The 17,694-nt window shown below is 57.5% G+C and carries 14 protein-coding genes and 1 riboswitch; of the genes, 9 read left to right on the forward strand and 5 right to left on the reverse strand.

Annotation, left to right across the window (positions count from 1 at the left end; all coding sequences use genetic code 11):
* Window positions 1-195: 195 nt before the first annotated feature.
* Complete coding sequence (locus M0412_RS25780) at window positions 196-2,907, forward strand: LuxR C-terminal-related transcriptional regulator (RefSeq protein ID WP_142859747.1); 2,712 nt, start codon at window positions 196-198, stop codon at window positions 2,905-2,907.
* On the opposite strand, the gene M0412_RS25785 is transcribed toward M0412_RS25780, so the two are convergent.
* From M0412_RS25785 to M0412_RS25805, 5 genes are all read right to left on the reverse strand, one after another.
* Entirely contained in the window at window positions 2,904-4,070 is a 1,167-nt protein-coding gene (locus M0412_RS25785) for a mandelate racemase/muconate lactonizing enzyme family protein (RefSeq protein ID WP_142859748.1), read from the reverse strand. The genes M0412_RS25780 and M0412_RS25785 overlap by 4 nt on opposite strands.
* Before the next feature lie 581 nt (window positions 4,071-4,651).
* The gene (locus M0412_RS25790) at window positions 4,652-5,566 is read right to left on the reverse strand and encodes a LysR family transcriptional regulator (protein WP_142859750.1); all 915 of its coding nucleotides are present in this window, start codon (window positions 5,564-5,566) and stop codon (window positions 4,652-4,654) included.
* Window positions 5,563-6,063, reverse strand: a complete 501-nt coding sequence (locus tag M0412_RS25795; protein ID WP_142859752.1) for a riboflavin kinase — start codon at window positions 6,061-6,063, stop codon at window positions 5,563-5,565. The genes M0412_RS25790 and M0412_RS25795 overlap by 4 nt, the downstream gene beginning before the upstream one ends.
* A gap of 52 nt (window positions 6,064-6,115) precedes the next feature.
* On the reverse strand, window positions 6,116-6,541 hold the full coding sequence (locus tag M0412_RS25800) for a heme-binding protein (RefSeq protein ID WP_142859754.1): 426 nt from the start codon (window positions 6,539-6,541) through the stop codon (window positions 6,116-6,118).
* Window positions 6,542-6,557: 16 nt separating this feature from the next.
* Window positions 6,558-7,538 (reverse strand): D-2-hydroxyacid dehydrogenase, encoded by a 981-nt coding sequence (locus tag M0412_RS25805; RefSeq protein ID WP_142859756.1) that lies wholly within the window; start codon window positions 7,536-7,538, stop codon window positions 6,558-6,560.
* A gap of 114 nt (window positions 7,539-7,652) precedes the next feature.
* Window positions 7,653-7,741, forward strand: a riboswitch (glycine riboswitch).
* Between the two features lie 125 nt (window positions 7,742-7,866).
* Between M0412_RS25805 and M0412_RS25810 the strand changes: the two genes are divergently transcribed.
* The 8 genes from M0412_RS25810 to M0412_RS25845 all read left to right on the forward strand — a co-directional run bounded on the left by M0412_RS25810 (window position 7,867) and on the right by M0412_RS25845 (window position 17,686).
* On the forward strand, window positions 7,867-9,117 hold the full coding sequence (locus tag M0412_RS25810; RefSeq protein WP_142859758.1) for a D-amino acid dehydrogenase: 1,251 nt from the start codon (window positions 7,867-7,869) through the stop codon (window positions 9,115-9,117).
* Window positions 9,118-9,349: 232 nt separating this feature from the next.
* Window positions 9,350-10,456, forward strand: a complete 1,107-nt coding sequence (locus M0412_RS25815) for an LLM class flavin-dependent oxidoreductase (RefSeq protein WP_142859759.1) — start codon at window positions 9,350-9,352, stop codon at window positions 10,454-10,456.
* 102 nt (window positions 10,457-10,558) lie between these two features.
* Complete coding sequence (locus M0412_RS25820; RefSeq protein ID WP_142859761.1) at window positions 10,559-11,734, forward strand: PotD/PotF family extracellular solute-binding protein; 1,176 nt, start codon at window positions 10,559-10,561, stop codon at window positions 11,732-11,734.
* A gap of 83 nt (window positions 11,735-11,817) precedes the next feature.
* On the forward strand, window positions 11,818-12,735 hold the full coding sequence (locus M0412_RS25825; protein ID WP_142859762.1) for an ABC transporter permease: 918 nt from the start codon (window positions 11,818-11,820) through the stop codon (window positions 12,733-12,735).
* Window positions 12,736-12,740: 5 nt separating this feature from the next.
* Window positions 12,741-13,529, forward strand: a complete 789-nt coding sequence (locus M0412_RS25830; protein ID WP_142859764.1) for an ABC transporter permease — start codon at window positions 12,741-12,743, stop codon at window positions 13,527-13,529.
* Window positions 13,530-13,539: 10 nt separating this feature from the next.
* Window positions 13,540-14,619, forward strand: a complete 1,080-nt coding sequence (locus M0412_RS25835) for an ABC transporter ATP-binding protein (protein ID WP_142859766.1) — start codon at window positions 13,540-13,542, stop codon at window positions 14,617-14,619.
* A 24-nt stretch (window positions 14,620-14,643) separates the two neighbouring features.
* The gene (locus M0412_RS25840; RefSeq protein WP_142859768.1) at window positions 14,644-16,239 is read left to right on the forward strand and encodes a GMC family oxidoreductase; all 1,596 of its coding nucleotides are present in this window, start codon (window positions 14,644-14,646) and stop codon (window positions 16,237-16,239) included.
* A gap of 16 nt (window positions 16,240-16,255) precedes the next feature.
* Window positions 16,256-17,686, forward strand: coding sequence for an FAD-binding oxidoreductase (locus M0412_RS25845; RefSeq protein WP_142859770.1), 1,431 nt, complete (start codon window positions 16,256-16,258; stop codon window positions 17,684-17,686).
* The last annotated feature ends 8 nt before the right edge of the window (window positions 17,687-17,694 follow it).

Below are 17,694 nucleotides of genomic sequence, written 5' to 3' on the forward strand. Positions count from 1 at the left end.
ACCCCACCAGCAAACCATCCCTCTTGCCGTGCTCAAAACGCTATCACCGTTAGAAAGGGCTATCCCCCCCTCGAATGGGGGGGTGAGATGAGGTAATAGGTGACGTGAGGTAGACGCGCCCTGAAACAACGGACCACGGTGCGCGGGGGGATCTAGATCAGGCGCTAGAGACGCCTACAAGCGAAGTGGGAGGTAATGATGACGGCGGTTCCTCACACGAAACTGGCACCGCGCGCGATCAACTTCAAAGAGATGGCGCGCCCGCGGCTAAAGCAGTTCCTGACGACGGCATCCAGCACGCGCGTCACAATCGTCACTGCGCCCGCTGGCTACGGAAAAACCGTCACATTACGGCAATGGCGTGAAGTCCTGCTAACTCAGGGAGAACGTGTCGCCTGGATGGAGCTTGACCAGCGCGACAATGATCCATCGTCGCTCTCTCGCTTGTTGCAACAGGCAATCCTCGGTGAAGAGCTTGCCGACCCGCGTTCTTGGCGCGCGAGCCTCGATGCGTTGATCGAGAGAATGTCGCTCCTGCCGGAACGGGTTTGGCTCATGTTCGACAATTACAGTCTCGACAGCGGTGAAGGGGTGGATGAAGTGATTTCCCACCTCATCGATAATGGGCCGGATCACCTGCGCACCGTCATTTCCGGCCGAAGGCGTCCCCGGATACCGATTGCCAATCTACGTGTCGCAAACCAACTGCTCGAACTTTCCCATGAGCAACTGCGCTACGATCCGGAAGAATTGGTGCGATTTCTGCATACTAAACATCCGGCTGCGATAGATCTCGTTGACCATGAATTCATTACCGCCATCACGCGCGGTTGGCCGGCCGGGTTGAGAATGACCGCGACGATGCTTGGTCGCTACAAACGAACTAAGGACGCCTTGGCAGCCCTTGCACAATTGCCCGCAGAGTTTGCAGAGTTTTTTGCGGAATGCGTGGAAACTGACCTTACACCGCAACAGCTAGCTCTATTGGCCCGCACATCCATGCTCGATGAACTGAGCTTACCTGTGTGTAGGACCGTGGCCGGCGCTGCAGGCATCGAAGATCTCTTTCGCCGGCTGCGGTCTGGTGAACTATTCGCGAATTGCATCGATGAAGGCGGCACGCGGTTCGTGCTTCATCCACAGTTTCGCCAGTACTTGCGGACCTATTTGGACGAAAGGCTAAACGAAGACGGAAAGCTGCGGAATGCCCACGCCAGCGCGTGGTTCGCGCAAAACGGTAACTGGCAACTCGCCGTACAGCATGCCTTCTCAGCCGGAAATACACTTCAGGCGCTGGAATGGGCTCGACGATGCGCGCTCGAAGAAGTCGCGAAAGGCAATCTTTCCATGGTGCTCGGCTGGCTGGGGCAGATTTCTGTGGGCCAACTGATGGGAGATGGCGCGTTGCTGGCAGCCGCGGGCACGGCTTATGCTCTCAGCTTGAGACTGGACGACGCGAGGTCGATCGCAGGCATGATCGAAAATCTGCTTGCGGCGTCACCGTCCGATCCCGCTATCGACGAGCTATCCGACTATCGGAAAAGCCTGTTGATCTTCATCGCTTATATGTCGGATGACGGCACCACGTTACTGGCTCTCGCTGATGAATTTCGTAATTCCGTTTCACAGGCTTGGTCTGTTCTTGTGGTGGGCAATGCCACGATTCATGGGCACTTGATGGGCGGCAACATCGCTCTCGCCCGCGATTCTCTGCAGCCATTGCCCAGCGAAGCTGACCAACCGGCGCTGTCCTTCTCAGTCGTTTGCAGAACCTGCCTGCTGGCTCTGTGCGACGTGGCCGAGAATAGGCTCGACGAGGCAGAACCACGGCTCCGGCAGGCGCTTGACCTGGCGCAGAGGGTCACTGGGAGCGATACCGCGCCTGCTGTACTGGCAGCCAGCCTGCTGGCCTTCGTGCGCTACCAGCGCAACGATCTATTCGAAGCGGAGTCGCTGCTTTCAGGTCACCTCGATCTCATTGAGCAAACATGCTTTGTTGAAGGTCTGATCGCCTGCTATCTGACTTTGGTACGCATCATGGTCTCGCGCGGCGACTGGAAATCGGCATCTCAACTTCTTGAACGCGGGGACGCGGTAGGTCGAAAGCGAGACTGGCTGCGCCTTAGAACCGTTTGCATCGCTGAACAGATAAGGCTCAATTTACTCCAATCTCGACTAGCACAAGCCCGTACTCTCATGACGGGTTTCCGAGGTATGGTTCAGGCCCGGCCACCGACGGACAGGTCGCCGACATCTTACGGCTGGCGACTGCTAAGAATGTGCGAGGCTCGGCTCCTCATCGCTGAGAACAAGCCTCATCAGGCAGCTGAAATTTTCCAGCTTCAGATGCATAGCTTCGCTTGGGACAAGCCAGCCGAGTTGGAAGCGGGGATCGAGTACGCCGTTTCGTTACTAGCGATAGGCAGACGTGGCGTGGCAATGGAATTGATGACCAGCCTTCTTGCGCAAAGCGAGATTGGAGATGTCATCCGCCCGTTCATTGACTGCGGTGCAGGGGCAATCACACTGACGCAATCAGTAATCGCCTTCTTGCAGAACCATAACAGCAAGCGAGTTTCGACGGATTATCTCCACAGGCTGGCAGCTGCTCTGGCAACGGTTCAGGTCGAGCGCCAACATGGATACAATGAACCGTTCGGGACATCATCCTTGACACTGCGGGAACGCGAGGTGGTTAGTCGTGTGCAGCACGGTATGACCAACAAGGAAATCGCATCGGATCTCAAAATTGGCCTCGAAACCGTGAAGTGGCATCTAAAGACGGTCTTCAAGAAATTGAAGGTCAGGAATCGGACCGAAGTTGTCTCGGTAAGTCAGGCGGCGCTCGGTCATCCTGGACCTCGGGACGACGCTGGTCGCCCCGAGACCGAGGATGTTTTTCATTAAGCGGCTTCTTCGAGGTAGTCGTAGCAGCAATATGGCTTGAGGCGTTCGGTATCGACGTCCGCGCCGAGGCCCGGATCGGATCCGACTTCCAGTAAGCCGTTTTTGATGCGGTCTTCGGGAGCATTCTTCAGAACCTGAACGTAGCCCTGGGACTCCGGCAGGTAAGGATAGATTTCGAGGTCCATTGCATTGGCGCAAGCGGCCCAGACCTGAAGCGTAGCGGCCGTACAGAGAGACGACGCGCAGTTATGAGGAGACATTCGTGCGTTGTATGCCTCTGCCATCGCTGCGATCTGGACCAGTTCGAACACGCCCCCGCAATTGCCAACGTCCGGCATGACAACGTCGATAGCGCCGGAATCCAGGAGGTTCTTGAAACCGTTGCGGGTATAGACGCGTTCGCCGGCGGCGATCGGGAACTTGTATCGAGCGGCCAAGTTTTTGAGGCCCGCGAGGTTGAATGCGTCAAGGGGCTCCTCGACCCAGGAGACCTTGAGCTCTTCGCAGACGTCGAGGATTCGAACCAGTTGGTCGTTATTGACGCCACCTGAAAGATCGATGAGCAGTTCGGCCTGATCACCGACGACATCCTTGAGAAGGCGAATACGATCGATAGCGCGCTTGAACTCGTCGGCGGAAAGCGAGCGGCGCTGGACGTGGGTCAGCGTACGGCCCGGCTGTTGCGTTGCAAGAGGATAGCTCTTGAGCATCTTGTAGCCATCCTTGAGCGGGCGCTCGGCGGCCTTGGCCCACTCGGTGGCGTCATTGCAATGGTAGTTCCAGCCGTTCGCATAGACCGGTGCGGTGTCCTGGAAGCGGCCTCCGAAGAAGTCATAGACTGGGACGCCTGCAGCCTTGCCCTTGATATCCCAAAGCGCCTGGTCGATCGCGCTTACCGCAGCGAAGGCGATCGCGCCGCCGCCCTTGGTCCAGAAAGAGTTGTCGTAGATCGCGTGATAGACATGGCGGGGATAGTTCGGGTCCGCACCGATAACGCGCGCGGCATAGTCGGCGACCATGCCGGCTGCACCGCGAGCACCGAGGCCGTATGCCACGGCAGCTTCGCCCCAACCGGAAACTCCCTCATCCGTTACGACTTCGACAAGCACCGGGCGCACACCGCCGGTCGGGATCCGGTACGCCCGGATATTAGTTACACGCATGGCTGCACTCCTTCGTGCAAGGTATCGAGATACCTTGGCTTGGATACTGAGATTTAATCGGAACGCTCATGTCCAGAAGAGGCTTTCGCCCCTGTCTGCTCGCCTGCTCCGGCGGCAACCAATTCATCACCCAACATCGGAACTTTCGCAAAATTGAAGTTCTTATGGGGATATCAGCGGCACTTATGGGGATCACGTCCGGAGTGTAACCGACGATCTTACCGTCCTGGACGAAATCGAACGGCGCGTCGGCCGTTTCAGTCGCGACCGTGAAGACGCCTTTCTCCTGGATCGATGAAAGGGCAGGCCGAGGCGGAGAAGGACACGCCGACGGACATCGCAGCGGAGAGTGCCGCCGACGCTATGTGTTTAAAGATTTTCATGGTTGTTGCCCAGATGGTGACTGTGTCCGAATCCCGGCCCGTCAACGAGTTTTGTGGGGCAGCGAGGCTCTTGCTGCGTCAATCCGCACAAGTGCGCCGCCGAGCGCACTACAGTCATCCCGCATTGCGAAATCGACAGCAAAACCGAAGGTTTTATGCCTCCATGAGTGAAGCTTATGACCAGGCGCGCGGAGAGCTTTAGGTCCGATCGGGTCGGGAGATGTCCTCGTATGACAGCAAGGCCGTCTTGAGGCTGCCGTAGCATTTGTCCGCCACTTTCGACCTCGGTCGATATTTCGGACGGATCAGATAGTAGTGGGACGGAGATGCGTCGGATATCCGGTGGTATACGACATCCAGGCTCCCGTTGGTGAGTGCTCTCATAGCGCCGCACGTGATATTGTCGACCACCGCAACGCCGCCGTTCGAAATGGCAAAACATGCCATCGGGAAGAAGTTGGAAAATTCCACCTTGGGGGGCGCGATTTTCGACCGAATCTGTCGACTGGATCGATTCTCCTCGTAAAGCGTACAGACGTTGTAGCCTTTGATCTCCTCAGTCAGCAGGGTATCGCCTTGCGTCGAGATCAGACCGCGTGGCGAGACGGCGTAAACGGGAATGTTGAAGACCTCGACCTCGAACAGCGGTGAATTCGTCAACACTTCGAACGCCCCCTCATCGGTCAACGCGATGTCGTGAAGTTGGTTTTCCATCTCCGATACGATGGAGGCAGAGGTCCCGATCATGAGACGAAACTGCTGTCCCCCAGCCGCAATCTTGGAAATTGCGGTTGGAACAAGGTGGGTTCCCGCATTCCCGGAGGATATGATCGATATCCTTGGTACCTCGATTGAGGTAAGGCGGCCGAAATGGTGACGTATGTCGTTCAATTGAGCCATCACCGGGCTCACCTGCTGGAATAGCACCTCTGCCTCGGCGCGCGGTGATATTCGTCCTGCGTGTCGGTCAAACAGCGTGGTTGTCAGCTGCTCTTCAAGTGTCGCTATCGTCATACTCACGGCAGGTTGAGTGCGACCGAGATTCTTCGCGGCCTTCGAGATGCTGCCAGTCAACATCACTTGGTAGAATGCCTCGATCTGGTGATATTTCATTTTTTGCGGCCCCGTGCCGTAATCTCATCCCCCAGCGAGATTTTTCTTTTCCGCAGAACCTCCCTGGCCATCACCACGTCCAGATCGATCTGCTGGACCATTGCCTCAAGACCGTCGAACTTTGTCTCGGGACGCAAATACTCGATGAATGTCACCTGACATGTCTGGCCGTAAAGATCGCCGGCGTAATCGAGGACATACGTCTCCAATAGCAACTCGCCGTCGTCGACGACTGTCGGCCGCCGGCCAAAGCTGGCGACACCATTGCGAACGGTTCCGAAGCCATCCCGAAATCGCACCGCATAAATCCCTGGCGCGAGCCTACAGCATCCGCCCAGCTTCATGTTCGCCGTCGGGAAGCCGATTGCACGTCCGAGCTTAGCGCCATGAACGACCACACCTCGAACTTCCACCTGTTCTGCGAGGGTGGTTGCGTATCCATGGTGGTGGGCGCATTCTTCGGGAACCAGCAAGTCCGTTTCTTCAAGTGCAAGCATGTTCGCCTCCTTCGAACGCGCGGGGCGGTAGACACCCGGCCCGCGCGACGGTTCATTCGACGGGGTCGGCCCCTATAGCCGCAAGAGCAGCCCTGCCGACTTCGATGTCCTGATCTCCAGTGCCGGAGCCCACTCCTATTGCACCCGCCAGCTTGCCGCTGAACTTGATCGGCAGACCGCCGGGCAGATTTGTGACGCCGCCGCCAGTGGCAATTCCGGCGGCAATGCTGAATTCGGGTGTCATGCCGCCTGTCTTATTGCGGATGGACGCCGATGTGCGGGCCTTAGCCTTCGCTGTCTGCATGCTTAGGTATTTTGCTCCGTCCATACGGAGACTGGCGATCGTCTCGCCGCTGGCGTCAACGATACAAATGCACTGCGGAACCGAGATTTCCGCGGCTTTCGAAACCGCCGCAGCCAAAGCGTCCAACGCACCTGCGTGCGATAGGACAAGTGCTTCGAGATAGGAATCGGTCATCATATTCTCCTAGGGGTTAGTATCCTGCGGTCGCATCGACACGATTCCGTAAGGGTTCGCCACGCAGGTCCCTGCCAATGTTGTCAGCGAAGATCGAAAGGCAACGGTCGACGTATCCGTCGGCGTCGTCACAGGAAATATGCGGGAAGATGATCAGGTTGGGTACATCCCACAGCTGACTGTCGGCCGACAGGGGTTCCTCGTCGAAGACGTCCAGCGCAGCACCGCTCAGACGGCCATCGACGAGCGCCCTGATGAGGGGCCCCGTATCGACGAGAGGACCTCGCGCGATGTTGAACAAAGACGCGCCTGGTTTCATCAGGGCCAGTTGCTTTTCACCGATGAGCCCCTTGGTCGAGGCAGTGAGAGGGCAGCTGACGACAAGGCAGTCGGCCAGGGTAAGCGCCTGGTCAAGATCTGCGACGGTGAATACCTCATCGGCCGATGGACTGGTCTTACCTGAACGGGTGACTGCTACAATCCGCGGGCCGAACGGGCGCAAACGGTCCGCAATCGCGGTGCCGAGCGCTCCAAAACCTACGAAGACTATGGTCTTCGTATCGATCCCCGTCGCGAGGCGATTGTCCCAGCGATGGAGCCGCTGATTTTGAATGTGTCGCGGCACGCCCTCGCACAACATGAGAACGGTCATTAAGCCGAAAGCGCCGCCCTTCTTCGCGTGTACGCCGCTGCTGTTTGTCAGGACCGCTCCGTTCGGAAGCCAGTCGAGCGGCATATACTTCTCGACGCCAGCACTTGTGCAATGAACCACACGCAGGCGCTTGCCGTGGACTTTGAGGCGCGCGGTATCGAATCCGGAGCCGACGAAATAGTCTGCGGCTTCTAGCGCCTGGTAGTCGGGAAATTGAGCGTTGAATGATCGCACTTCTGCAAATCCCGCTACCGCTCCTAAAGCCTTGAGAACAGCGGGTTCCGAGACGAAGTAGGGGGACCCGGGCGGCACGGCGTTTTCCACGTATACGGAAAAATCACGCATAATCAATCCTTTAAGGTTATTTGTTATGTAGATGCAATTTGTGTGCCAATTTAATAATTTCCGATACGAAGGACTTGCGCAAGATCCAAACATGTGAGTACCCTAAGGGTGTTCGAAGGCCGTGCAGGAGAGATGGCACCGACGCCACGCCGAAGGAGCAACCCCCCAGGAAACTCTCAGGCAACCAAGACTGCACAGTTTGAACGATCTGGAGAGAGGCGCTCGCGTCCACCGAAGGGGACCCCCGTGGGGAAAAGCTCTCAGGTAAAAAGACAGATTGGGGGCTATGGGGCTGGCGAAGCCCCGGCACCAACTGTTGGAGACAAAAGTGCCCCATATCGCTGTATTAGGCGCCGGTATTACCGGCGTGACAACTGCTTACGCGCTTTCACGCCGCGGTTTCGACGTTACCGTTATCGACCGCAATCGTTATCCCGCGATGGAGACCTCGTTTGCCAATGGCGGACAGCTTTCTGCAAGCAATGCTGAGGTCTGGAATCATTGGTCTACGGTCTTGAAAGGCATCAAATGGATGCTCAAAAGCGACGCGCCGCTTCTCATGAACCCTACCCCGAGCTGGCACAAATATTCCTGGATGGGGGAATTTGTGGGGGGCATAGGCGGATATCGCACCAATACGATCGAGACTACGCGGCTCGCAATCGCTGCGCGTCAGCACATGTTCGAAATAGCCGATCGCGAGAAGATTGAGTTCGACCTCGAAAAGCGGGGCATCCTCCATGTCTACTATGACAAACCGAGCTTTGATTATGCCGGCAAGGTGAACGCGATGCTGACCGAGGGCGGCCTGGACCGGAGATCCGTATCGCAAGAGGAAATCAAGGCGATCGAACCCGCGTTGGTCGGTAATTTCTACGGCGGCTTCTTTACGCCGTCGGATTCCACAGGAGACATCCACAAATTCACGCGCGGCCTTGCCAAGGCATGTATGAAACGCGGCGTGAATTTCCTTTTCGACACGGAAATCCAACGGGTAGAATCCGGAGAAAGCACGACTGTTTACTGGAAGCCTGCCGAAAACCCTGGAAGCTCAAGCAACGTCCTGACGGCTGACGGCGTGGTTGTATGTGCTGGCGTCGGCAGCAGGAAAATCGCTGGGATGCTCGGCGATCGAATAAATGTCTATCCGGTAAAAGGCTACTCGATCACGGTTCATCTCGATGACGAGCGAAGCCAGAACGGCGCTCCCTGGGTCAGCCTACTCGACGACCGGGCAAAGATCGTCACGAGCCGTCTTGGAAACGACCGGTTCCGAGTCGCCGGTACGGCGGAGTTCAACGGTATCAATCGCGATATTAGACATGATCGCATCAAACCCTTGGTAGATTGGGTGCGCACGCTCTTTCCAGAGGCCTCGACATCCCGCGTCGTGCCTTGGGCGGGCCTTCGCCCCATGATGCCGAACATGATGCCACGGATAAAAAAGGGCTGCCGTCCCAACGTTTTCTACAACACCGGACACGGTCATCTTGGTTGGACGCTGTCAGCGGCGACGGCGGAACTCGTTGCGGAATTGGTTCAGCAGACGCCGACCTCCAGCGGTCGCAGGACAGCTTGAACAAACCGGGGCCTGGCGTATGTCGGGCCCCGTTATTTCGTCCGTAAGACTGTCTCAAGACTAAGCGCTCTCAATATTGAAACTCAAACCTGAGACCGCACTGGAAAAGTGAGACTCGTCAGGTTTGTTCGTTAACGTACTGATTCCGCAGCTATTTCCAGCGTGGCATATCGCTTGCTCATGAATATGCGAGGATCGGACAGGCCGATCTCAATTCTAGAGGAGATACCAAATGGACCTCGGTCTATTTATGATGCCCCTGCACGATCAGCGGCGCAACTTCACTGAACTCCTGAAACAGGATCGTGAAGCAGTGATCCTCGCCGACCGTCTCGGCTTCTCGGAAGTTTGGGTTGGCGAGCACATTAGCTGCTCCTGCGAACCGATTGCCGACCCGCTTCAATTTTTCGGTACGCTGATCCATGCGACGAAGCAGATCAAGTTCGCCACGGGGGTCCTGAACCTACCGCAGCACCATCCGGCACGTCTCGCCGGCCAGATCGCACAATTCGACCATCTCTCGGAAGGCCGTTTCATCATGGGCGTTGGCCCGGGCGGTCTCGTGACCGATATGGAACTGTTCGGCACGCAGGAAAAGAACCGCGCCGAAATGACCACCGAATCCATCAAGATCATGCACCAGATCTGGTCGCAGAACCCGCCCTACAACATCAAGGGCAAATACTGGGACGTGGTTATCGAGAATACGCTCATTCCCAGCCTCGGTTTCGGTCCGATGCTTAAGCCGTATCAGCAGCCGTTCCCCGAGCTGGCGATCTCGGTGATGAGCCCATCTTCAAGCAGCGCGCGCCAGGCGGGCGAAAACGGCTGGAGCATCGTCTCTGCCAACTTTACCCCGGTCGCCAACGTCAAAACCCATTGGGAACAGTACGTCGTGGGCTGCGAAAAGGCCGGCCGTCGCCCTGACCGCAACAAGTGGCGTATCGCACGTTCGCTGCTCGTGACCGACAGCGATCAGGAAGCGGCCGACTACCTCGCCGAGGGCACGTCTTCCTACCGCTGGTACTACGAGTACATCGTGGAAGATATGAAGGCGTTCAAGCTCCTCGGCGTGCTCAAGCCTTCGATGAACACGTTGGACAGCGACATCACGGTGCAGAACTGCCTCGACTGGATGGTGCTCTCGGGCTCTCCGAAAACAGTTCTCGACAAGCTCGTTGCCTTCGTCGACGAAGTTGGCGGTCCGTTTGGCTCTCTCATGATGACCCAGAAGGACTGGGACCGCCCCGCCATCCACAAGCGCTCCATGGAACTCCTCTCGACCGACGTCATGCCAAAGCTGCGTCAACACGTGGGCACGCTCGCTGCAGCCGAGTAACGCGTCCTGCAGTCCAGCCACGCGGCCCGGGCCGCGTGGCCACTAATAAGAAAATTTCACGGGAATATTCACTCTTCACCTATTCGAACTGGGAGCCCTGTTATGAAGCATGAAGACCACAACAAGAAAGAAATCACGTCCGCCCGAACCGCAGATCTTTTTAACGAGGTAATGCTCGCCCGCCGCAGCTTCATGCTGGGTACGGCTGCCATTGCAGCCGGTGCCACGCTTGGAGCCTGGGTACCCCAGGCACGTGCCGCCGTCGGTGGCAACCTCGAAGTGATGGCCTGGGAAGGCTATACGCTCGAGACCGAGACCGCGGAATGGCGCAAGGCTAACAACATCACCATGCGCGCTGCCATCATGAGCAACCAAGATGACGTCACCGCAAAGATCGTCGGAAGCAACGCCGTTCGCCTCGACCTCGCCGAGTACTCCAACGGCTACAACGCGATCTACAATGAGCTGGGTGTCCTTACGGAGCTGGATGTCTCCAAGATCCCCAACTACAATAAGGACGACATCTACGCCCCGTTCTACGAGGGTGACATGTGGTACTGGGATGGCAAGAACTGGGCCATGCCTTGGGTCTGGGGTCTGGACACGATCGTCGTCAATCCGGAACTGACCGGCTTCGAAGTGAAAAGCTACGAGGACCTCCTCCGTCCGGAACTCACCGGGAAACTTGCGTTTCTCGACAATCCGCTCACCGTTTGGCCCCAGATCGCGAAGGTCACCGGCTACGGAGAAAAGTTCCCGAACTTGACGAAGGACGAGCTTGGCGATTGCTTCGAGAAGCTAAAGCCCTACCGCGATCAGACGAAGGTTTTCGCCTCGTCGAACGGCGACGTCATCTCGCTTTTCGCCTCCGGTGAAATCGCCGCATGCTTCTGTGTCTGGAGCGCCGTTCCGCTCGAAACGGCCAAACAGAACGTCAAGACGGTTGCGGTCTACCCGAAGGAGGGCGCAGCCGTTTGGGCGGACGCTTGGTTTATTCCCAAGACCGCCGAGAACATCGAGACCGCCCACGCCTTCATCAATGAGGCACTTGAGCCGGAAATCCAGGCATCCATTTCGAAGACCGCCGTCGCAGCAGCTGTTTCCAAAAAGGCGCCCGCCTTGATGGACGCGGGTACGAAAGCTCTTTTCGACTACGACAACTTCGACCAACAGTTCAAGACGATGAAGGTGTACGGTCAACCGCCGCGGACCTCTACAGAGTTCGCGACATACGACGACTGGCTGCAGGTCTGGGCCGACTTCCGCGCGGGCTTTTGATGTCCCGGGCCAGCGGGACAATTACCGCTGGCCCGCTCATCAGTGCGCTATGATATCTTTCTTACATAACAGGATGTACGCTCATGGCGACTGCCGCTGACTACGTCGAGAAGCACAATGCGGTCACCCCGCGATCGTCCGGGTTCAGCCTCGCGCCGGGTTTCGCACTCGCAGGTCTGCCGTTCGGATTTCTGCTCGTTTTCTTCATCTTACCGGTGGTCCTCCTATTCGTGACGAGCTTTTTCACGGCTCGTTCCTTTGTGATCGAACCCGTTTGGAATCTCGACAACTATGCCAGGATTTTGTCTGCGGCTGGCTTCTGGCAAGCGACTTGGGTCGGAATGAAGAACGGCTTCTTCACCGCGACTTTCTCCGTGATCCTCAGCTTTCCGGTGGCTTACTTCCTTGTCTACAGGACCAGAAGCAACATCATCATGTATCTGGTGCTGCTGTCCTGGTTTTCCAGCTATCTGGTCCGCGTCTATGCTTGGCGGACGATTCTCGGCACAAACGGCGTGATCAACTCGCTGCTCATGGGTAGCGGGATAATTTCGCAGCCGCTCGAGGTCATCCTCTTCAGCCCGTTTGCGTCGGTCCTGACGCTGATCCACATCATGCTGCCGTTCTCTCTCCTCATACTCGTCGCGTCCCTACGCGACGTCAAACAGGACTACTTGGATGCTGCTCGCGATCTCGGCGCCACGAAGGCTGGGGTGTTCGTGAAGGTCATCATGCCCATGGCTTACAAAGGGATCGTCGGCTCGTTCATGTTCACGTTTATCCTTGCCGCTGGCGACTACATCACTCCGCAGCTACTTGGCGGCAGAGACGGTGTAACCAGCGGTCTCCTCATTGCCAATCAGTTCCGCAGCGCCGGAAACTGGCCGCTGGGATCAGCCATGGCCTTCACGCTCTTGGCAACCTTCATCGGCGTCTACATCGTGTTCACTATGACGCTGAAGATTCTAAAGCTCGCGCCTGGCCGGCGCTATCACGGGTGATCGATATGCTACGGGCTTATCTCTCTGCTTACCTATTCTTCCTGTTCGCCCCGATCGCGATCATCATCCTGTTCAGCTTTCACGCGAGTCCCGCCCTGACATTCCCCCTGCAGGGGCTTAGTCTGCGGTGGTACGAACTACTGGTTTCGAAGCCTGACTTCGTGGCATCGCTTCTCAACAGTCTAAAGGTAGGGTTCTTTACCGCCGCCGTGACCACGATACTAGGAACGATGGCGGCCTTAGCGCTCATCCGGATGAGGCGTAACCACAAATCCGCATTCGAGTGGCTGAATTTCGCCCCGATCGGTCTACCGGGTCTCTTTATTGGTATCGCGCTCGTAACGCTGTTTGCTCAGATCGGGCTCGCGCGGTCGCTCATTACGGTCACGATCGCTCACGTTCTCTGCACACTGCCGTTCTTCGTGGAGACTATGCGCTCGCGCGTCAACTATTTCGACCAGTCGCTGGAAGAAGCTGCTCGCGATCTCGGAGCCTCGCAGTTCCAGACCTTCCGAATGGTGACCATTCCAATCCTCGCGCCCACCATTGCCGGAGCGGCCATCCTCTCGTTCGCCCTTTCGTTCGACGAGTTCATTGTCACGGTTTTCGTGAGCGGCAATGACACGACGCTTCCGCTTTACATCTGGTCGATGATGCGGCGCACCGTCGATCCCTCGATCAATGCTGCCAGCGTTATCGCGTTGGCACTTTCAATTGCCGTTCTGGCAGCGGGCGGTTTCACTCTCTGGCTTCAAAGAAAACGAGCTGTCGCCGCGCGCGACACGAATGAATAAGGGGATCGTCATGTCTCAGAACATTGTCGAGTTGAACAATATCACCAAGTCCTTCGGCATCTTTACAGCTTTAGAAAACATAAACCTGACCGTAAAAAAGGGGGAAATCCTCACCTTGCTTGGGCCGAGCGGCTGCGGAAAGTCGACCCTCATGAGGATCGTTGCGGGTTTCGAGGACGCGACATCTGGCGACGTTGTGATTTCCGGACGAGATGTAACGCGAGTGCCGCCCGAGAAACGGCCAGTCAACATGGTTTTCCAGCGCTACGCGCTTTTCCCCCACCTTGATGTCTTCGACAACGTCGCTTTTGGCCTTCGCCTGAAAGGCGTTCCCAAGTCGCAGGTGAACGACCAGGTGACGGCCATGTTGAAGCTGGTACAGCTCGAGGAGTTCTCCAGCAGGTGGATCGGCGAGATAAGCGGTGGTCAAGCCCAGCGCGTGGCGTTGGCGCGTGCGCTGGTGAACAAGCCCTCGGTTCTCTTGCTTGATGAACCTCTTGCGGCGCTCGACCTCAAGATTCGCCATCACATGCTCGACGAGCTCAAGCGTATTCACACCGAAACCGGGACTACGTTCATCTACGTTACGCACGACCAGGATGAGGCGATGATCCTGTCGGACCGCGTAGTGCTCATGAACAAGGGTACCATCGAGCAAATCGGAACGCCGGACGAGATGTATGGCGCGCCCAAGACGTTGTTCTGCGCGAAGTTCTTCGGGGACACCAATCTTCTCGATGGGAAGGTCAAGTCGTCGGACGCGTCCGGCGCTCTGGTCGAACTGCCAATCGGGGCCGCGCAGGTTGCAGCGAGCAGCCTGCGCGCGGGCACACCCGTGCACGTCTCTATCCGGCCGGAGGCGATCAGCATCGCCGCATCCGACGGGCATTCCGAAACGGTGAACCGGGTGGAAGGCAATGTGGAAGATGTCGTCTTCATCGGCAGCCGGGTTGTGTACAAGGTCCGTCACGAGACGGGGGCACTACTGAAATGTCAGGAGCATCGCGCAGCAGCCGGAATTCGTTTCGGCGTCGGTAGCCCGGTGTCCTTGCGTTGGGACCCGGCGTCGGTCGTCGTTCTCGCGAGCTGAAGCAGAAATTTATAGGATCTCAAAATGTACGATTATATTGTCGTCGGTGGCGGCTCGGCGGGTTGTACTATCGCGTCACGGCTTAGCGAAGACTTTGACAGCAAGGTTTTGCTTCTCGAGCAGGGCGACCGCGACTGGAGCCCTTATATTCATCTTCCGGTGACGTATTATAAGACTTCGAAGAGTAACATGCTCACCCGCTACAAGCTCGAACCGCAGCATCATCAGGGCGGGGTTACTCCCGAGTTTGTGCAGGGGCGGGTTCTGGGTGGCGGAAGCTCTGTCAACGCAATGGTCTACATGCGCGGAATTCCCAGCGACTACAATCAGTGGGAAGCCGACGGCTGCACGGGCTGGGGCTACGACGACGTGCTTCCGTATTTCAAGAAGGCGGAAAGCAACGAGCGATTTTCCGGAGATGTCCACGGGACCGAAGGTCCGCTCAGTGTATCCGACCAACGCCACACGCATTACCTCACGAAGGCATGGGTGCGGGCGGCACAGGAACTAGGCATCAACTTCAATCCCGACTTCAACTCTGGTGACCAGGCCGGTGTCGGTTTCTACCAGGTCACGATGAAGGACGGACTCCGTTGCAGCGCCGCTGCGGCGTACCTCAAGCCCGCGCGCAAGCGTAAAAACCTCACGGTTCAAACCAAGACCAAGGCCCTCCGGATCATTATCGAGAACAACCGCGCCGTCGGCGTCGAGTACTTTCATAAAGGTCAGGTGACGCGGGCGATGGCCTCACAGGAGGTAGTGGTATGCTCCGGTGCCATTGGTTCGCCACATCTGTTGCTTCTTTCGGGCATTGGCCCAGCCGATCATCTCAAGGAGATCGGCGTTGACGTGAAGCATGACCTTCCGGGTGTCGGCCAGAACCTTCAGGACCATTTCGACATGTTCCTGATCTACGAGTTGACGGGTGCTCATAGCTACGACAAATACAAAAAACTACGCTGGCAGGCCTGGGCGGGGCTGCAATACGCCTTGTTCCGGAACGGTCCCGTCACGTCAAACGTCTGCGAAGGGGGGCTTTGCTGGTACGGAGCGGAAGACGACAAGCTGCCGACCCTCCAGTACCACTTCCTGCCGGGAGCGGGCGTCGAAGAAGGGTCCGACTCCACTCCGAGTGGCAACGGATGCACGACGAACGTCTACCAGTCGCGTCCTCGGTCGCGGGGCTTCGTCAAGCTCCGCAGCGCTGATCCGAACGTCTTTCCGGCTGTCGATCCCCGCTACTGCGCCGAGGAGTATGATGTGGAATGCCTCGCGGAAGGTGTTCGCATCGGCCAGGAAATCCTCCAGCAAAGGTCACTTTCTAAGTACGTGTCACACCCGTTCCGCCCTGGAGGCATTCTGAAGACGAAGGCCGAGCGTATGGAGTTCGTCCGAGCAACGGGGCAAGGCGCTCTTCACCCATCGGGCGCGTGCAAGATGGGGACTGATGACATGGCCGTCGTAGACACCCAGCTCCGAGTTCGCGGCATCGAGGGGCTGCGCGTTGCAGACACTTCGATCCTCCCCCGCGTTCCGTCTGGAAACCTGAACGCGCCGGCGATCATGGTGGGTGAGCGGGCAGCGGATTTCATCCGTGGCAACAAGTTTTCGGCCGCTTGAGAGCTGGAGTTTGGTCATGGACTTGCTGGCAGCAGTTCGCTCAGATGTTGAGCGGGAGTTCTCGTGGTGGCAGAAGGACGTCCGCAGTCTTTTCGGTACGCCAAGGCAACCGCCGCTGACATCGAGGATGGACGTCGATGTCGCCATCGTTGGAGGCGGTTTTACTGGCCTCTGGACGGCGCTCATATTGAAAGAGCGAAATCCTCAGCTTCGGGTCGCCATCCTCGACGCATATCGATGCGGCGATGGGGCGAGCTCTCGAAATGGGGGCAACGTCCATGGATACTGGGGGGCGCTCCCTACCCTTTTACCGATCTTCGGCGCCGACAAGAGCATCGAAGCTGCGCGTCTGGGTACCGTGGCTCAGGGTCGTCTTCGAAAATTCGCCACGGCACATAGACGGGACGTATGGTGGGTCGAAGAGGGGTATCTACGCGTCGCCACCTCGCCCGCTCAGGTAAAGAAAATCCGCGAGTTTGTCCGCACCGCACGAGACCTGGGCTTGGGTGACACTCTCCGTCAATTGCCGCAAGGGGAACTCAGAGAACTCTGTAACTCGCCGAGGTTCCTAGAAGGGCTGTTGTTTACAGAAGGCGCAACGGTAAACCCGGGACGATTGGTCCATGAGTTGCGTCAGGCTGCGTTGGACGCAGGAATATCGATTTTCGAGAATTCCCCCGTACGGCGTGTCCAAAAGGGATCCGTGAATTTCGTTGAAACGGACCGCGGTGCAGTGACCGCGCGCGATGTTGTACTCGCCACGTATACTGGAACGATGGGACTGAGCCCGGTTGCCAAGTCAACCACGCTTTTCTCCAGCTTTCCAGTGATGTCTGATCCCGATCCCGAATATTTAGAAAGCATCAATTATCGAAAGGCGCGCGGGCTCGCGGACCTCCGCATGTTCACGCACTATTTCCGACGGACGAACGACGGGCGGGTTCTTATGGGATCGGGTTCTGGACCGCTTGAATGGGGAAGCGCGCACAACTCGGAGAAGTTACGCAATGACGGGGCAAGCGCTCGACGGGCAGCTATCGGGCTCCAACGGTTCTTTCCCGGTATGAGTGGCGGCGTGGCCACGAGTTGGGGATATCCGATTGAAGTCACTTCGGACCGCCTCCCCTATTTCGGCACGTTGCAGGGAAGCCGGATCCACTACGGTTCCGGTTACTCGGGGCATGGCGTCAATGCCACGGTTATCGCCGGGGAATGCCTTTCGTCCCTCATCTTGAACCAGAAAGACGAATGGACGACGTCGGCTTTCTGCTCGCGAAATCGGATGACCTTCCCGATCGAGCCATTCCGCTTTGTGGGCGGCACGATGGTGCGCGATGCCATCGTCCGTTGTGAAGACGCCGAGGACGCTGGTCGCCGCCAGCCGCTTATCGCCCAAGCGATCTCGAACTTGCCACGCGTCATGGGAATGCGTGTCGGGACCCGTTGATACAGAAT

It is taken from the genome of Agrobacterium sp. O3.4 (assembly GCF_041414895.1).
Classification (GTDB): domain Bacteria; phylum Pseudomonadota; class Alphaproteobacteria; order Rhizobiales; family Rhizobiaceae; genus Agrobacterium; species Agrobacterium cucumeris.